At 62.8% G+C, this 15254-nt stretch carries 14 protein-coding genes; 6 read left to right on the forward strand and 8 right to left on the reverse strand.

The genetic code is table 11. The features are described 5' to 3' along the window. Positions 1-138 precede the first annotated feature (138 nt). Positions 139-558 carry a hypothetical protein gene (locus AC0L3S_RS23700; protein ID WP_473264737.1) on the forward strand — a complete coding sequence of 140 codons (420 nt, stop codon included), beginning with the start codon at positions 139-141 and terminating at the stop codon, positions 556-558. A 51-nt stretch (positions 559-609) separates the two neighbouring features. Here AC0L3S_RS23700 and AC0L3S_RS23705 read toward each other — a convergent pair whose 3' ends face one another. Together AC0L3S_RS23705 and AC0L3S_RS23710 are read right to left on the reverse strand one after the other, a co-directional pair. Beyond that, positions 610-2310 (reverse strand): caspase family protein, encoded by a 1701-nt coding sequence (locus AC0L3S_RS23705; protein WP_473281618.1) that lies wholly within the window; start codon positions 2308-2310, stop codon positions 610-612. Positions 2311-2419: 109 nt separating this feature from the next. Further along, on the reverse strand, positions 2420-3301 hold the full coding sequence (locus tag AC0L3S_RS23710) for an HpcH/HpaI aldolase/citrate lyase family protein (RefSeq protein WP_473281620.1): 882 nt from the start codon (positions 3299-3301) through the stop codon (positions 2420-2422). Between the two features lie 111 nt (positions 3302-3412). Here AC0L3S_RS23710 and AC0L3S_RS23715 point away from each other — a divergent pair, with 111 nt between their 5' ends. Beyond that, complete coding sequence (locus AC0L3S_RS23715) at positions 3413-4054, forward strand: carbonic anhydrase (protein WP_473264734.1); 642 nt, start codon at positions 3413-3415, stop codon at positions 4052-4054. A 112-nt stretch (positions 4055-4166) separates the two neighbouring features. Here AC0L3S_RS23715 and AC0L3S_RS23720 read toward each other — a convergent pair whose 3' ends face one another. Beyond that, complete coding sequence (locus tag AC0L3S_RS23720) at positions 4167-6308, reverse strand: C1 family peptidase (RefSeq protein WP_473281622.1); 2142 nt, start codon at positions 6306-6308, stop codon at positions 4167-4169. A gap of 300 nt (positions 6309-6608) precedes the next feature. Here AC0L3S_RS23720 and AC0L3S_RS23725 point away from each other — a divergent pair, with 300 nt between their 5' ends. Further along, complete coding sequence (locus AC0L3S_RS23725) at positions 6609-7784, forward strand: zinc ribbon domain-containing protein (protein ID WP_473264732.1); 1176 nt, start codon at positions 6609-6611, stop codon at positions 7782-7784. A 9-nt stretch (positions 7785-7793) separates the two neighbouring features. On the opposite strand, the gene AC0L3S_RS23730 is transcribed toward AC0L3S_RS23725, so the two are convergent. Continuing rightward, the gene (locus AC0L3S_RS23730; protein WP_007598796.1) at positions 7794-8828 is read right to left on the reverse strand and encodes an aspartate-semialdehyde dehydrogenase; all 1035 of its coding nucleotides are present in this window, start codon (positions 8826-8828) and stop codon (positions 7794-7796) included. 116 nt (positions 8829-8944) lie between these two features. Here AC0L3S_RS23730 and AC0L3S_RS23735 point away from each other — a divergent pair, with 116 nt between their 5' ends. Both AC0L3S_RS23735 and AC0L3S_RS23740 read left to right on the forward strand, forming a co-directional pair. Beyond that, a complete protein-coding gene (locus tag AC0L3S_RS23735; protein WP_473281624.1) occupies positions 8945-9733 on the forward strand; it encodes a hypothetical protein in 789 nt (262 codons plus the stop codon). 156 nt (positions 9734-9889) lie between these two features. Beyond that, positions 9890-10276 carry a hypothetical protein gene (locus AC0L3S_RS23740; protein WP_027514960.1) on the forward strand — a complete coding sequence of 129 codons (387 nt, stop codon included), beginning with the start codon at positions 9890-9892 and terminating at the stop codon, positions 10274-10276. 128 nt (positions 10277-10404) lie between these two features. On the opposite strand, the gene leuB is transcribed toward AC0L3S_RS23740, so the two are convergent. Next, positions 10405-11517 carry a 3-isopropylmalate dehydrogenase gene (gene leuB / locus AC0L3S_RS23745; protein ID WP_473264730.1) on the reverse strand — a complete coding sequence of 371 codons (1113 nt, stop codon included), beginning with the start codon at positions 11515-11517 and terminating at the stop codon, positions 10405-10407. 227 nt (positions 11518-11744) lie between these two features. Between leuB and AC0L3S_RS23750 the strand changes: the two genes are divergently transcribed. Then, complete coding sequence (locus tag AC0L3S_RS23750) at positions 11745-12929, forward strand: YbfB/YjiJ family MFS transporter (RefSeq protein ID WP_473281626.1); 1185 nt, start codon at positions 11745-11747, stop codon at positions 12927-12929. A gap of 157 nt (positions 12930-13086) precedes the next feature. Here AC0L3S_RS23750 and AC0L3S_RS23755 read toward each other — a convergent pair whose 3' ends face one another. From AC0L3S_RS23755 to AC0L3S_RS23765, 3 genes are all read right to left on the reverse strand, one after another. Continuing rightward, a complete protein-coding gene (locus tag AC0L3S_RS23755) occupies positions 13087-13869 on the reverse strand; it encodes a molybdopterin-dependent oxidoreductase (protein WP_473281628.1) in 783 nt (260 codons plus the stop codon). Positions 13870-13884: 15 nt separating this feature from the next. Further along, positions 13885-14514, reverse strand: coding sequence for a cytochrome b/b6 domain-containing protein (locus tag AC0L3S_RS23760; RefSeq protein ID WP_473281630.1), 630 nt, complete (start codon positions 14512-14514; stop codon positions 13885-13887). A 183-nt stretch (positions 14515-14697) separates the two neighbouring features. Next, positions 14698-15252, reverse strand: a complete 555-nt coding sequence (locus tag AC0L3S_RS23765) for a fasciclin domain-containing protein (RefSeq protein WP_354064749.1) — start codon at positions 15250-15252, stop codon at positions 14698-14700. Positions 15253-15254 lie beyond the last annotated feature (2 nt).

Below are 15254 nucleotides of genomic sequence, written 5' to 3' on the forward strand. Positions count from 1 at the left end.
ACGCGCCGACCTCTCCCGCAAGCGGGAGAGGTGCACCGGAGGCCGCGGTCCCATCATCGCTGTTTGATCCAGCGCAACGCGCACCTGCACCATTGTGCCTAGTCTCGCTCCAATTCCGCCGTTCGAATGGAGCTTCGCATGAGCACCGCCACCAGGCCTTATCCCATTGTCCAGGACCTCATCGAGTCCTTTGCAAGCTGGCTGAAGCATCGCCGCGAGCTGAACGAGATCCGGCAGCTCGACCGCGCCGATTTCGATCGGATCGCGCAAGATCTGCGGATCGCGCCTGACGATCTGGAGGAGCTGGTCCGCCACGGCAAGCACTCCGCCGACGAGCTGCCGAAGATGCTGGAGCAGCTCGGCATCAGCGCCGAAGGGCTCGGCCGCGCGCAGCCCCTACTGCTGCGCGACATGGAGCGGGTGTGCGCGCTTTGCAGCCACAAAGGCCGGTGCGATCGCGAGCTGGCCGACGGCACCGCCGCGGAGAACTACCACGGCTTCTGCGCAAATGCCTCGACGCTGGAGTCGCTCGATCGCGCGGATCACGCACATCGCTGAGGCATTGCCCTCATCAAGGGATTGGTTTAGCGGCCGGATGTCCCGCCGGTGCTAGATCACGCCCGTTCGGGCACAAGCCTCGCGCCGGGCAAATCCTTTGACGAGTTTTCTGCAAGCACGATAGCGCTCTTCCATGCTCGTCCCACTGACATTGCCTGGCGGGCTCGGTTCGGCCGCGCTTTCCTTTTTGGCAGCATGAGGCTGCGAGGTTTTCTCGCGCTTGCTTGAAGGATCAACATCCTCCGGCACCGGCACGAGCTTCCAGACAGGGCGGAGCTCTATGTTCGCCTTCTCAGTTGGATTTTCCTTGTTGACGGACGACAGCGCAAGGACGTTCTTGTCCATCCTGACGGTGACGGGTGTTCCGCTGATGGAGAATTTGTCGCTCACAATGTATTCGGCAAACGATCGGTACCCCGCCTCATCCTTCACCCACGATGCCTTTGTCGGCGGCCCCCAGAGGTAGTGTCCCTTGGCTAAGCCGGTGGCAGAGACCTCCGTAACGATCAGCATGGCATACCGCCCCTTGCCATTCGTCCATCCACGCTTGTTGGACCACACGCCGACAAATCTGGAGTTGGCATTGAGTGGATCATTCTGATCAGGCGAGATAGCGAAGCTTGGCAGTTTGAGTTGCTGAGCGGCCGCGATGGCTGCCACTTTCTGGTTATCTTCGGGCGCAAATGGATTTCGGACGACGGTTTTTGCGTCCGGTTTCGGAGGGGCAGCTGGAGATGAGAGCACCGCAAGTTCGTTGGCCTTGAAATTCTTGACCCGCTGGCGCGCTTCTGCGGCGTGGCTGCTGCGGGGATACCTGGCCAGAAACTCCTCGTAGAGGCCTGCCACCGTGGAGGTCTGGATAGCCAGCCAAAACTTCTCGTCTTCCGCGGCATCTGCGGGCGCGGGAGCCGACGCGACTGGCGTTTGAGCGCTCGCCACAGGAGCTCTCAGGTAAATCTCTTCCTTCGACAAAGAGCCGTATACGAAAGGCTGCTGCTCGCGTCTGGTGGCCGCCATCACGTCGTCACGAACACGACGAAACAGAAACGATATCTCCAGCCCCGGCGTTTCAATGTGGCGAAGGAGCGATGCCGTGAATGGGCTGTTCCGGCCGTCCCCGTCACTTGCCGTCGTACCGTCCCGCGCGGCGTACGCAATCAGAACGTTATCGGATGGCTCCGTCGGAGCGAGTCCGCGAGCCACGGCCCGGGTGCTCAGCGAGCGCCTCATCTTTGCGGCAAAAGGATTGTTGCGGCATGCGTCCAGTATCACAAGGCCCAACTTTCGTGCCTTCGAAACCTGAAGGCTCACCGAGCGCAGGCTGATGGCCTCGCTTTCGATGTCGGTATCGCTGCGCAGCTCTGCGCCGACCGGAATCAGCCAGTTCTCGCCGCTGACCTCCATGCCGTGTCCGGCATAGAAAACGACCGCAAGGTCTGCTCCCTCGGCAGAGCGGCCGAACTCGACGACAGCTTTCCTCATCTCCTGCGCCGTGGCGTTCTTGACCTGGGTGACTTTGAAATCAAGCCGCTCCAGCGCGCGACCAACGTCTGCCGCATCGCGCGTCGGGTTCGGCAATTCGGGCACCTTCTCATAGGCACCGTTTCCGATGACGAGCGCCACCCGGGCCTGCTGCGCAAGCGCCGGCGTGGCGAATGAAAATGACGTAACGAGAAGGACTGCCAGGAAAAAAATGCGCATCAAATGCTTGCCCGGATCAATATCGAGCGTGAGCGTAGCATTGTCTTTCACCACCGCAACGGGAAAAGCCGGGATCGTGGTCGTTCAGAGAACCGCCGCTCCCCGAGCAGACCGGATAACCGCATCAATGCTCGTTCGGCTTGGGCGCAACCGCCTGCGCCTAGCCCTTCCCCATCGCCGCAATCGCATCCGCGATCTCGATCGTGCGACGCGCCATGTCGGCGTGCAGCCGCTCCACCATGGCGCCGTCGAGACGGATCGCGCCGCGCGAGACGTTCTCCGGCAATTCGAACGCGGCGATGATCTTTCGCGCGCGCGCGACGTCCTCTTCGGGCGGGGTGAAGATCGCGTTGCAGGCTTCGATCTGCGAGGGGTGAATCAGCGTCTTGCCGTCAAAACCGAGATCGCGGCCTTGCGCGCATTCGGTGGCAAAGCCGTCGGAATTGGCGATGTCGCTGTAGGGACCATCGAGGATTTCGAGGCCATGGGCGCGCGTTGCCAGGATGCAATGGGTGATCATCGGGATCATCGCCGCGCGGCCCGGCAGCATCTTGATGCGCGTCTCGCGCGAGATGTCGTTGGGGCCGAACACGAAGCCTGACAAGCGCCGCGCTGGATCGCGTCCGGCGGCAGCGAGTTCCTCGGCATGCAGCACCGCGCGCGCCGTCTCGATCATGGCCCAGACTTTTACGGTCGGCGCTGCGCCGAGCTCGGCGAGACGGCGGCCGATCGTATCGAGGTCCTCGACGCTTGAAACCTTTGGAACCAGGATGCCGTCCGGCGAGGCCTTCGCCGCCATCGCGACGTCGTCGGCCCACCAGGGCGTGTCGAGGCCGTTGGTCCGGATCAGGATCTCGCGCTTGCCGAACCCTTTGGCCGCAATCGCGGCGGCAATGCCGTCGCGCGCCACCGCCTTGGCGTCGGGCGCGACGGAGTCTTCAAGATCGAGGATCAGGCCGTCGGCGGCGAGATTACGCGCCTTTTCCAGCGCGCGGGGGTTGGAGCCGGGCATGAACAGATGGCTGCGGCGCGGGCGGGTCATGCAAGCGTTCCTTCCGGTTTCCTCATCTGTATTCTGAACGAAGCCGATAGCATCTGGCCTGCCTATTCGAAAGGCTTGTTCGCTCCTGCGGTATATGATTAGGCATAGGCCATGAACACATTCCCAGAGCATTTGCTGGAAGGCTACAAGGCCTTCGCCACCCAGCGGCTGCCGACCGAGCAGACCCGCTACCGCGAGCTGTCGGTGAAGGGGCAGTTCCCTGAAGTGATGGTGATCGGCTGCTGCGATAGTCGCGTCTCGCCCGAAGTGATCTTCGACGTCGGGCCGGGCGAACTCTTCGTGGTCCGCAACATCGCCAATCTGGTGCCGGTGTATCAGCCCGACGGCAACGCGCATGGCGTCTCGGCGGCGCTGGAATATGCCGTGACGGTGCTGAAGGTGAAACACATCGTGGTGCTCGGGCACGCGCAGTGCGGCGGCATCCGCGCCTTTGTCGACAAGATCGAGCCGCTCACGCCCGGCGACTTCATTGGCAAATGGATGCAGATGTTCATCAAGCCGGGCGAGGTCGTGGAGCAGCGCGACCACGAGACCATGGCGCAATTCGTCGAGCGCATCGAGAAGGCCGCGGTCTTCCGCAGCCTGGAAAACCTGATGACCTTCCCGTTCGTGCAGAAGGCGGTCGAGAGCGGCCAGATGCAGACCCACGGCGCCTATTTCGGCGTCGCGGAGGGATCGCTGTTCGTGCTGGACAAGGCGGCGAAGGAATTCAGGAGCGTCAGGGACGCTTGACCAAGGCGCCTCTGGAGCCATTTCCGTTCTGATGCAATCGGAGTGAGGCTCAAAGTTCTCCTTACGACGCGTTTCATTTCGCGAACCGTTATCCACTTCGTTCGAAAACGCTCTAGAAACCTCGCAGGTCGGTGACGGGCTTCGAAGGCGTCTTGCCGATGATGCGGCGGATGGTACGGTTCACGACGTCCAGATTATTGTCGAAAGATCCATGATTGGCAGGGATCGTTTCGTCCTTGTCCGGCTCGTGACGCGTCGGAACCTCCGTTTCGCTGATTGGCGGGTCGAGGACGACATCATCGCTCGCACTCGCCCACGCCTCCAGGATCTTCTGCGAACCTGCCATGAAAGTATCGTCGTCCACCCGCCATTTCCGCCAGACTTTCTGCAATCCCAGGACAGGGGTCTTGTGGTCAGGCTCCAGGGCCCGGGAGACCAGATACAACAGCGATTTGGAGTAGAGGGCAGGAACGCAGGGATCGCGCGTTTCGTTGGCATCGCTGAGCACGTCGACAAACGTCGTCTCGGGATCAGCGACCTTATCCGCGAAGGCACTGCCGTATTTGTCGGACGCAAACGCGACCGTGCAGGCCGGCGCCCAAAGATGGATGGAGCTGGCCTTCAGGCCGCGGGCTTTCATGGGGCCTAGAAAATACCCGTGCATGATGGCCCCGGCGGAATGTCCGACCAGATGAATCTGCGGCCGCTGACTCTTGCTCATCTGGCCGAGCCCGCGCTCAAGCTCTCGTGCCGCGACGGCAAGCCCCCCGCCCGCACGACTTGCGCCGGCGGCTCTGAATTTCATGTTCTCCCAGATCGCCTTGACGCCGGCATCGCGCGCGAATACCTCGAAGGCACGATCCTTGATCTCGTCGATCTTGCTTCTCAGCCAGCCCTTGTCCGCTCCCGCCGGCAAAACCAGCTTCTCCGCGGCGCTCTTCAGAATATCTGCGGCCGATTCCAGAAGACCCGTCTGCCAGACCACGAAGATCGGCATGATGCGATTGGCCTCGAACCACGGCCCGAGCACGCGCGCCCTGGCGATACCTTCGTCGCGGCTGTTGAGCCCGCCGTGAAGAATGATCGCCAGCTCGGAAAATCCCTGCTGGGCCGCCCGGTCGAGGCATTGCTGGACCACCACCGCGACGGCGTCGTCGCCGGAGTTCGCCTCGACGAGCTCGCGTTCGGCGCTGCCATTGTGGCCGATGAAGATGATGTGCTTGGCCTCTTCGCCGTTGATCCAGGGAGAAACGGCACTCGTATCGCCTGCCACGTCGGAACGAAGCATCGCCCGTTCGCGAAGCCGCTCGTCCAGCGAAAGGTCGGTTCGCATCGACGGGCTCACGAAGTGATGCGGTTGATGCGCAAGATTCGCTCCGCTTTGCTTGCCTTTGATCGGCGGCAGTGTCACGCGCATGGGTGCGCCGAGCGTCAGTGCCCAGGCGTCGGTCCCGTAGCGGGTCCAGTCCTCGTAAGTCAGCAGGCCAAATCCATGAAATCCCCAATGGGGGCCCCACGAGTTCTGCACGATGAAGCCGTCAGGCGTATAACCGACCAGCGCGAAGGCGTGGCCGCCGACGTCATTCGGCTTTTTTGGCGGGAGAATGAGCGCCGCCTCGAGCGTCTTGCAGTTGTTGCGAACGCGGTCCCAGCCGTCGTGGACGTCGGCGGATACGTAGATCGCGTGCGTTTCGTAGATCGCTGACTGCATGTCGACGATGGATTTGCCGTCGACGCGATAATAGGCTCCGAGAGGCGTCAGCGGTGCATCCGTATCCCATCCACTCCGGGGCGTCCCGGGCCTCTGCCGCCTCTCGAAGTTCGGCCAGAATTTCTCGCCACAAACGCCGTGCTTGTGAAATCCCTTCATGGCTCCGCGACAGCTCGATCCTTCGTAATCCTCTCCCTTCCATTCGTCATAGAGACGCGCGTTCTGGTACAACATCCGCGCACTTCGCCGGGCGACCGGCTGGGCGGCTTTCGGGTCGCCGGCTGCGATCGGATTTGCGTTTGCGAGCTCCCACTGGAGATAGTTCACGACGCCGGCGAGGCCGAACCCGGTGCAGGACCCTTCCTGGCCCTGATCGAGAACCATGTCTGCGTTGCGATAGACCAAGAACCAGCGCTCGATCAACTCGTCGGACGGATAGACCTGCGGCAGGCTCACCAGCCTCGAACGATAGGGCAGGTCACGGAAATCGAAACGATCCGGACGCGCGTCCAATTTGCGGTCGAGCAAAAATCTGGTCGGCATGCGGCATCCCCCCTGTCGTCATGCGCAAGGCTCGCGCACCTTTGCTCGGCACCAAGCACTTCGCATGCCCTATTTTTGGTAGATGTATGATATTTCAACAACTTCAGTGTGCAAGGACTTTTGGGCGGCGTAACGCGACAAGTGGGCGCAGCTCCATGACCACCTGCGGCCGGCGCCCCTGAATTCGCCGCTCCGGCGAACGGCTGGTGACAATCCAGACCGGTTGCTGCATTCTTTCCCGGTTGAGCTTACCAAAGATCGTTTCTTCAGGTTGTTTCATGGCATGCGAGGAGGATGGCGATGGCCGTCGAATGCGCCTCCTGCAGGACGCCGAACTCCGACGGCGCCAGGTTCTGCAATGAATGCGGCAAATCGCTTCATGCTTACCCCGATGCGTTGAAGGAGCTGGTCGAGTCCACGGTTCAGGAGCGGATCCAGGAGGTCTTCGACAAACGCTACAAGGATCAAAAGGTCGTCGAAGTCGAGACAGCCGAAGCCATTGCAAGCCGTTTGACCGATTGGGCCAAACTGTTCGGTTTCTTTGTCGGCATACCAATTGGATTGCTCGTCCTGATCTTGGGCGCCCTGGGGATCAAGCAATACAGCGACTTCTCCAAGCAAGTGGAGAACGTCAAGCAAGAAGTTGCGGACAAGCTGAAAGACGGTCGAGCAACGGCCGAAAAGCTGAAGGCCGATGGTGATGTGCTGGCGGGGGACTACAAGAAATTGCGCGACGATTTCGCGGATTTCGATGCCTTGCGCGAACAGATCAAGACCCTCTCCACAAAGGTCGACGTCATCGGAGAGAAACTCGGCTTCACGCCGACATCGAAGATATCGGCCGCCGCCAAGGCGCGGCTGGAAGAGGCGTTCAAGAAATTCCAGGACTACCTGAAAGGGCTCGGCTACCGGGCTTCCGGCGCATCCCTCAACATCGACATCCGCGAGCGCATGGATCTTGGAATGATCGCCTATTACGACGGAGCCAAGCGCATGATGGTCATCGACAGCAAATACGCGATGGAACCGGCGGTCGTGAACAGGGAATACATGCATCACGCCCTGTATCCGAGTCGGCTGCCCGACGTCGTCGACGGCCCGCTCGCCGTCTATCTCGCCATCGAATCCGGTCTCGCCTGGTACTTTCCGTGCAGCTTCGCCAACAATCCGAATCCCAGCCCGACAGCCGCCGATTGGGATTTAACGAAGAGGAGGCGCTTCAGCGAGATGCAGCTCACCTTGGGCTCCGCCACACTCGACGGCACCGAGATATGGGGGAGCGCCTTTTGGGAGCTGCGCAGCCTGCTACAGCAAGCCAAAGCCGACAAGCTTCTCTTCGACGCCTGGTTCAAGATCCAGCCCGACGACGTGAAGACGGGCGGCGGCGCCAGTTTCGTCCGCAAGCTCATCGAGCTTGATCCGGCGCACCAGGACGAAATCCGCGCGGTTTTTACCCGGCGCGGACTTCCACTGTGAATTGAGCCTCTACGCCGCCTTCTTCTTCGCGCTGATCAGCTTGCGATTGATCAGGACTTCGGCGATCTGGATCGCGTTGAGCGCGGCGCCCTTGCGTAGATTGTCCGATACGCACCACAGCACGAGACCGTTCTCCACCGTCGCGTCCTCGCGGATACGGCTGATATAGGTGGCGTCCTCGCCGGCCGCTTCATACGGCGTGGCGTAGCCGCCGGGCTCATGCTTGTCGATGACGAGACAGCCCGGCGCCTTGCGCAGGATGTCGCGCGCTTCGTCCGCGCTGATCGGATTCTCGAACTCGATGTTGACGGCCTCGGAATGGCCGACGAAGACAGGCACGCGCACGCAGGTCGCGGAGAGCTTGATCTTGGGATCAAGAATCTTCTTGGTCTCCGCCATCATCTTCCACTCTTCCTTGGTGTAGCCGTCCTCCATGAAGACATCGATTTGGGGGATGACGTTGAAGGCGATGCGCGCGGGAAACTTGTTATTGACCAGCTCCTGGTTGGTGTAGACGGCCTTGGTCTGCGAGAACAGTTCGTCCATCGCATCCTTGCCGGCGCCCGACACCGATTGATAGGTCGAGACCACGACGCGCTTGATCGTCGCCTTGTCGTGCAGCGGCTTGAGCGCGACCACGAGCTGCGCGGTCGAGCAGTTCGGGTTGGCGATGATGTTCTTCTTCTTGAAGCCCGCTGTCGCGTCCGCATTCACTTCCGGCACGATCAGCGGCACGTCCGGATCCATGCGCCAGGCCGAGGAATTGTCGATCACGACGGTGCCGGCGGCGCCGATCTTCGGCGACCATTCCTTCGACACCTCGCCGCCGGCCGACATCAGGCAGATGTCGACGTCGGAGAAGTCGTAATGCTCGAGCGCTTTGACCTTCAACGTGCGGTCGCCGTAGGAGACCTCGACGCCCATGCTGCGGCGTGAGGCCAGGGCCACCACCTCGTCCGCGGGGAATTTGCGCTCATCGAGGATGTTGAGCATTTCCCGTCCGACATTGCCGGTCGCGCCGACGACTGCGACTTTGTAACCCATCGTTCACTCTCCGACGAAAAAGCTCTTTCCTGAAGCTGAGGCTTAAACAGGAAGAGCAGCGCTTCTATGCGAGAACCGGCCTCAAGACAACGTTGGACCATGCCTTAGGGACGTGGATGCAGTCGCCCGAGGCCAGCACGGCCGCAAACCCCACCCAGATCCATCTGGCGCTTGCAGCCTTCGCCGACGAGGTCGTCGGCACGATGGCACGCCTGTTCGCCTATGTGGGGGCTTTGGTGCTGTTTGCCATCCTCGGCCTTGCGGCACTCGGCCAGCTGCCAAACTTGGGCGACGATGATGCGGCGCTGAAGCCGGGTTGGGCCGTGGCCGACCGCCCGCCTCCGGGGTTCGCCCTCAGCCGGGTCGAATCGTCAGACAAAACAGCTTCTTACACCATCTTCAGGCATCCCGAAGGCGGCCGCAGGGACGTGATGCGCTGGGCCAACGAGGCGGACAGGCCCGTGGCCGAGCTCGAGATTTACCGGGAAGGCGGCGAATTCGACGTGGCGCGCCCGGCAACTCTGGATCTGGCCGCCCGGATGGGACTGGGCACCACGACCCCACTGGAGCAAGCCGGCCTGATCGACACCAAGTTCGGCCCCGTCGCCCTATTCCAGCCGACCGGCACTGCGGAGGGCGCGCGGGCCTGCCTCGGCTACCTCAAGCGCAGCGAGGAGCCGGCGCTCCAGATCTCCGGATTCTCCTGCCAGGGCGACAGCCTGCCCGCCCGGCGCGCAGCGATCGCCTGCACGCTGAACCGGCTGACGCTGCTGACCTCGGGCAACGAGCCGAAGCTGGCCGAATTGTTCGCCCATGCAGAGCTGAAGCGCCGCCCCTGCACGCCGCCGGGCTCGTCGGACTGGCTGCTCGGCGCCGCCAATGCGCAATTGCGCGGCGCGCTTTGACCGGCATTAAGCTCAAGTGGCTGTATCCATGCAACTTTTGCCGGCGCGCACGATTATTCAGCGCTGGTGTGACCCAATAGACCTAGTTGCAGCCGCCCCGGCCGGGTTAGTATGAGGACGAAATTGATTGGCGGCTTGCCGCCTGAAGGGGACGTGATGAGCTCGAATTTCTCTGCCGCGAACAAACTGGCGATGTGGCTTGCGGCCGGCGCCGTGATTGCCATGTCCTCAGCCTTCGCGACACCCGCCTCGGCCGACACCAAGAAGCAGCGCTATGACAGCGGCCGTCACTATTACGGCCCGAGCGGCCCCAATTCGAGCTATCAGCAGGGCCGCACCCGCATCTATGTGAGCAAGCGCTCCTGGCTCGACGGCGGCACCGAGGTCAATCCGGGCGACCGCAAGTTCTCCGACTACGCCTTCCCGCCGGCAGTGGGCTATCCGACCTTCGCCCGCGAAAATCTCAACCGCCCGATCGATCGCCAGCCGCTCAGCACGCCGCAGGATGTTGGCGGCTATCCGCAGAATTTCCCGCTGTACTGAGGCGGACATATCGACCGAATCAAAATGGCCGGGCTCGCGCCCGGCCATTTTTGTTTGTCGTGTAGCCCGGATGGAGCGAAGCGCAATCCGGGATTTTCGACGCGCCGCAAGAACCCCGGGCTACCAATCTAGGCGTGCAGCTTCTGCAATTCCTTCAGGATCGCTTCGCCCATCTGCGTGGTCGAGGCGGCAATGGTGCCTTCCGACTTGATGTCGGCGGTGCGCAGGCCGCTGGCCAGCACCGCGGCGATCGCGGCGTCGACCTTGTCGGCGAGCGCGCCCATGTCGAAGGAGTAACGCAGCGCCATCCCGAAGGACGAGATCATCGCGATCGGATTGGCGAGGCCCTGGCCTGCGATATCAGGCGCCGAGCCGTGCACGGGCTCGTACAGCGCCTTGCGCTTCTTGCTCTTGACGTCGACCTCGCCGAGCGAGGCCGAGGGCAGCATGCCGAGCGATCCCGTCAGCATCGCCGCGATGTCGGACAGCATGTCGCCGAACAGATTGTCGGTGACGATGACGTCGAACTGCTTCGGCCATTTCACCAGCATCATGCCGCCGGAATCGGCGAGCTGGTGCTCGAGCGTGACATCGGGATATTCGCGCTTGTGGACCTGGGTCATGACCTCGTTCCAGAGCACGCCCGACTTCATGACGTTGCGCTTCTCCATCGACGTCACCTTGTTCTTGCGCTTCTTGGCAAGTTCGAAGGCGACGCGGCCGATGCGCTCGATCTCATAGGTGTCGTAGACCTGGGTATCGATGGCGCGCTTCTGGCCGTTGCCGAGATCGGTGATGGTCTTGGGCTCGCCGAAATAGACGCCGCCGGTGAGCTCGCGCACGATCATGATGTCGAGGCCCTCGACCGCCTCGCGCTTCAGGCTGGAGGCCTCCGCCAGCGCGGGGTAGCACACGGCGGGACGCAGGTTGGCGAACAGACCGAGATCCTTGCGCAGACGCAGCAGGCCGGCCTCGGGGCGTACCTCGTAGGGCACTGCGTCCCATTTCGGGCCGCCGACCGCACCGAAGATGATCGCGTCGGCGTCCCTGGCCTTGGCCATGTCGCCTTCCGAGATCGACACCTTGTGCGCGTCATAGGCCGAACCGCCGACGAGGCCGGTGTCGGTCTCGAACTTGGCGATCCCCGCCGAATTGAGCCAGTCGATCAGCCGCTTCACCTCGCCCATCACCTCGGGGCCGATACCGTCGCCGGGAAGCAGCAGCAGTTTGTGGGTCGCCATGGTCGTTCTTCCTCCGTTTCGTCATGGCCGGGCTTGACCCGGCCATCCACGTCTTGCCTCGGGTGCAGAAGAACGTGGATGCCCGGCACAAGGCCGGGCATGACGGCATCTCGTGAATTTCGGCCGGAGTGCTAGAGCGGCGTTGCGTGCTTGGCAAGACACCATTGCCGCCTCGCGGCTGTGCAAGGCGGGCAGGGCCTGCCACACTGCGCATGCCGGAGTACCCCTTGCACGCGCCTGACCGCCCTCCACCCGATGCCCACCCCGCACGGTTGATCCTGACCCTGTCGCTGGCCGCGACAGTTGGGCTGGGTATCGGCCGCTTCGCCTATTCGCTGGTGCTGCCGGACATGCGGGAAGACCTCGGCTGGTCCTACTCGGCGGCCGGTTTCATGAACACCATCAACGCCGTCGGCTACCTCGCGGGCGCGCTTGTGGCGTCCCGGCTGATCGAGCGCGTGGGCTGGTCGGCCGCGATCCGCGGCGGAACCCTGGCCTGCGTCGCGGCGCTCGCGACTTGCGCGCTGACCGGGAATTTCGTTGCGCTGAGCCTGGCCCGTCTCGTGCTGGGCGTTGGCGCGGCGGCCGGCTTCGTCGCCGGCGGCGCGCTGGCCGCTTCCATCGCGCAGTCGCGCCCGGAGCGGGCCAATTTCCTGCTCAGCCTGTTCTATGCCGGACCCGGCATCGGCATTCTCGCCTCGGGCCTGATCGCCCCGTTCACGCTGCAATATTTCGGGCCGGGCTCGTGGTGGATAGTGTGGTGGGCGATGACATTGCTGTCCGTCGTCATGACCGTGCCGCTGTTCCTGGTCCGCATCGAGAGCGGCGTGCGGTTCTCGCAAGGCAGCCACGGCGCCTTCGCGATTCTTCCCGTGCTGGTCTATCTCGCCGGCTACTTCCTGTTTGGCGCGGGCTACATCGCCTACATGACCTTCATGATCGCCTATGTACGCGACGGCGGCGGCGGGGCCGCGGCGCAGGCCGCGTTCTGGAGCCTGATTGGCCTGAGCGCCTTCGTCACGCCATGGGCCTGGCGCCGCGTGCTCGCGCTCGATCGCGGCGGACTGGCGACCGCCATCATCCTCGGCACCAACGCGCTCGGCGCCGCCCTGCCGATGCTCGGGCATTCGCCGGCATGGCTCGCGGTCTCCGCGATTGTGTTCGGCGTCGCCTTCTTCGCCGTGGTCGGCTCGACCACCGCCTTCGTGCGCTTCAACTATCCGCCCGAGGTGTGGCCGACCGCGATCGCGGCGATGACGATCTCGTTCGGCGTCGGCCAGACACTGGGGCCGATTGTGGTCGGCGCCATCACGGACGCACTGGGGAGCTTGAGTTACGCGCTGAATGTGTCGGCAGCGCTGCTGGCGCTGGGCGCGGTTGCGGCGCTGTGCCAGCGCAAAGTGGGGCCTTGACCGGTGTCGTCCTGGCGAAAGCCAGGACCCATTACCGCACAGAGGAGTTTGGCGAAGATTCGTGGTTGCTGGTCTTCGTCAAACTGAACCCTGGGGTAATGGGTCCTGGATCTGCGCTTCGCTTGTCCAGGACGACGGTAAGGCCAGGTCCGCGGAGCTAGCTCCCGCTGAACGAATTATATCCCTGGTCTTCCCAATAGCCGCCCTTGTAGTCGTTGGTGACTTCCATCGACACCACGTATTTCGGATTCTTGAAGCCGAGCTTGGTCGGCACGCGGATTTTCATCGGGAAGCCGTAGGCGCGCGGCAGGATTTCGCCGGCGTATTTGAACGTCATCTGGGTCTGCGGATGCAGCGCGGTGCGCATGTCGAGCGGTGAATTGTAGCCGTCCTTGTCGGCGCACTGGAACCAGACATACTTCGCACGCGTGTCGGCGCCGATCAGCTTGAGGAAGTCGCGCATCGGCGTGCCGGTCCAGCTGCCGATCGCGCTCCAGCCCTCGACGCAGATGTGACGGGTGATCTGCGTGACCTGCGGCAGCTTGTACAATTCCGGAAGCGTCCACGACTTCTTGTTGTCGACGAGGCCGCGGACTTCGAGCTTCCAGGATTCGCCGTCGACATCGGGCGCGTCGTCGAGATCGTAATAGGCGTTGAACGGAAACGGTTTGGTGATCGCGCTCTCCGGAAACGTCGGCGCCAGCGCATCGGGATTGAAGATGAAATCCTGCACGGCATCGTTGAATTTCGAAACCGACTTCAGCATCTCCTCGGCAGAGGACGAGTCGATCACGTCGCAGCCGGTGAGCAGCGTCAGCGCGCCGAGGCTGGCGCCGCCCGCGATGAAGCGGCGGCGGCTGACCTCTGGCATCGTCTTGATGGAATCCTTGATCAGCAGCCGCTTGTCGACGCCGGGGATCAGGAATGAGCGCTTGGCCATGACTCTCTCTCCGCTCTAGCGGCCGATGATCATCGCGCGCAGGCTCTTCGGCACCAGCAGCGCGAGTAAAACGTGAATGACGAGGAAGGCGCAGATCGCGGCCATGCAGAAGAAATGGATGTAGCGCGCGGTCGGATAGTCGCCGAACAGGCTCACGAGCCAGTGCAGCTGCACTGGCTTCCACATTCCCAACCCCGACAGCACGATGATCACGCCGACCAGGATGATGCCGGCATAGAGCACGCGCTGGACGTAATTGTAGACGGTGAGATCGGCATGGCCGAGCTTGAAGGTCAGCGCAGCCCTGACATCGTGGAGCACGCCGGACGGGGTGATCGGCAGCAGTTTCTTGCGGAAGCGGCCGGTGGCGAAACCCGTGAGGAGATAGGCAAGGCCGTTGATCATCAACAGCCACATCGCCGCAAAGTGCCAGAGCAGGCCGCCGCCGAGCCAGCCGCCGAGCCTGTAGTCGCGCGGAAAGCTGAAACCGAACAGCGGCGAGGCGTTGTAGATCTGCCAACCCGACAGGATCATCAGGATCATGGCGAGCGCGTTGATCCAGTGCATGACCCGGACCCAGGCCGGCTGGATCACTTTGGCCGGGGTGGTGCTGACCTGCTCGTCGGTGACTGTGAGGCTCGACATGGCGGTTCCGTCCTGAACATCGTCTGACAGCAATTATACGCCGATGCTTCCGCTTTCGTTACGCCCTGCCCGGCATCGAATCGATACCGGCGGGCTATCGTGGTCACAATAAAGCGAGCCGGGGACCCCCGGCTCGCCATTTCGTCGCATCCGGTTCGGGGGTGAAGCCGGACCGCGCGGTATTTACGTCGCCGGCATCAGCACGGTGTCGACCACATGGATCACACCGTTCGACTGGTTGACGTTGGAGATCGTCACCATCGAGGTGCCGCCCTTGGCATCGACGATCCAGACCTTGCCGTCCATCTTCTTCACCGTCAGCTCCTCGCCTTCGGCGGTCTTCATCTTCTTGCCGTCGGTGAGGTCGGACGCCTCGAGCTTGCCGGGCACGACATGATAGGTGAGGATCTTGGTCAGCGTCGCCTTGTTCTCGGGCTTGACCAGGGTGTCGACGGTGCCGGCCGGCAGCTTGCCGAAGGCGGCGTTGGTCGGCGCGAACACCGTGAACGGGCCCTTGCCTTCCAGCGTCGGCACCAGGCCGGCCGCCTTCACCGCCGCCACCAGCGTGGTGTGGTCCTTCGAGTTGACGGCATTCTGGACGATGTTCTTGGACGGGAACATCGCGGCGCCGCCGACCATGACGGTCTTTTCCTCGGCGCGGGCGGGCGCGACGACGGTCGCGGTGATGGCCAGCGCGCTGAAGGCCGCAGCGGTGAGATAGGCAATACGCTTCGACATGG

This window comes from Bradyrhizobium sp. Ken01, assembly GCF_055807355.1.

What these genes read in the sequence shown, in the direction of transcription:
- AC0L3S_RS23765 (WP_354064749.1), bottom strand. Translation starts at nt 15,252, where the DNA reads ATGTCGAAGCGTATTGCCTATCTCACCGCTGCGGCCTTCAGCGCGCTG.
- AC0L3S_RS23725 (WP_473264732.1), top strand. Translation starts at nt 6,609, where the DNA reads ATGGCCGTCGAATGCGCCTCCTGCAGGACGCCGAACTCCGACGGCGCC.
- AC0L3S_RS23735 (WP_473281624.1), top strand. Translation starts at nt 8,945, where the DNA reads ATGCAGTCGCCCGAGGCCAGCACGGCCGCAAACCCCACCCAGATCCAT.
- AC0L3S_RS23740 (WP_027514960.1), top strand. Translation starts at nt 9,890, where the DNA reads ATGAGCTCGAATTTCTCTGCCGCGAACAAACTGGCGATGTGGCTTGCG.
- AC0L3S_RS23730 (WP_007598796.1), bottom strand. Translation starts at nt 8,828, where the DNA reads ATGGGTTACAAAGTCGCAGTCGTCGGCGCGACCGGCAATGTCGGACGG.
- AC0L3S_RS23710 (WP_473281620.1), bottom strand. Translation starts at nt 3,301, where the DNA reads ATGACCCGCCCGCGCCGCAGCCATCTGTTCATGCCCGGCTCCAACCCC.
- AC0L3S_RS23715 (WP_473264734.1), top strand. Translation starts at nt 3,413, where the DNA reads ATGAACACATTCCCAGAGCATTTGCTGGAAGGCTACAAGGCCTTCGCC.
- AC0L3S_RS23755 (WP_473281628.1), bottom strand. Translation starts at nt 13,869, where the DNA reads ATGGCCAAGCGCTCATTCCTGATCCCCGGCGTCGACAAGCGGCTGCTG.
- AC0L3S_RS23760 (WP_473281630.1), bottom strand. Translation starts at nt 14,514, where the DNA reads ATGTCGAGCCTCACAGTCACCGACGAGCAGGTCAGCACCACCCCGGCC.
- leuB (WP_473264730.1), bottom strand. Translation starts at nt 11,517, where the DNA reads ATGGCGACCCACAAACTGCTGCTGCTTCCCGGCGACGGTATCGGCCCC.
- AC0L3S_RS23700 (WP_473264737.1), top strand. Translation starts at nt 139, where the DNA reads ATGAGCACCGCCACCAGGCCTTATCCCATTGTCCAGGACCTCATCGAG.
- AC0L3S_RS23720 (WP_473281622.1), bottom strand. Translation starts at nt 6,308, where the DNA reads ATGCCGACCAGATTTTTGCTCGACCGCAAATTGGACGCGCGTCCGGAT.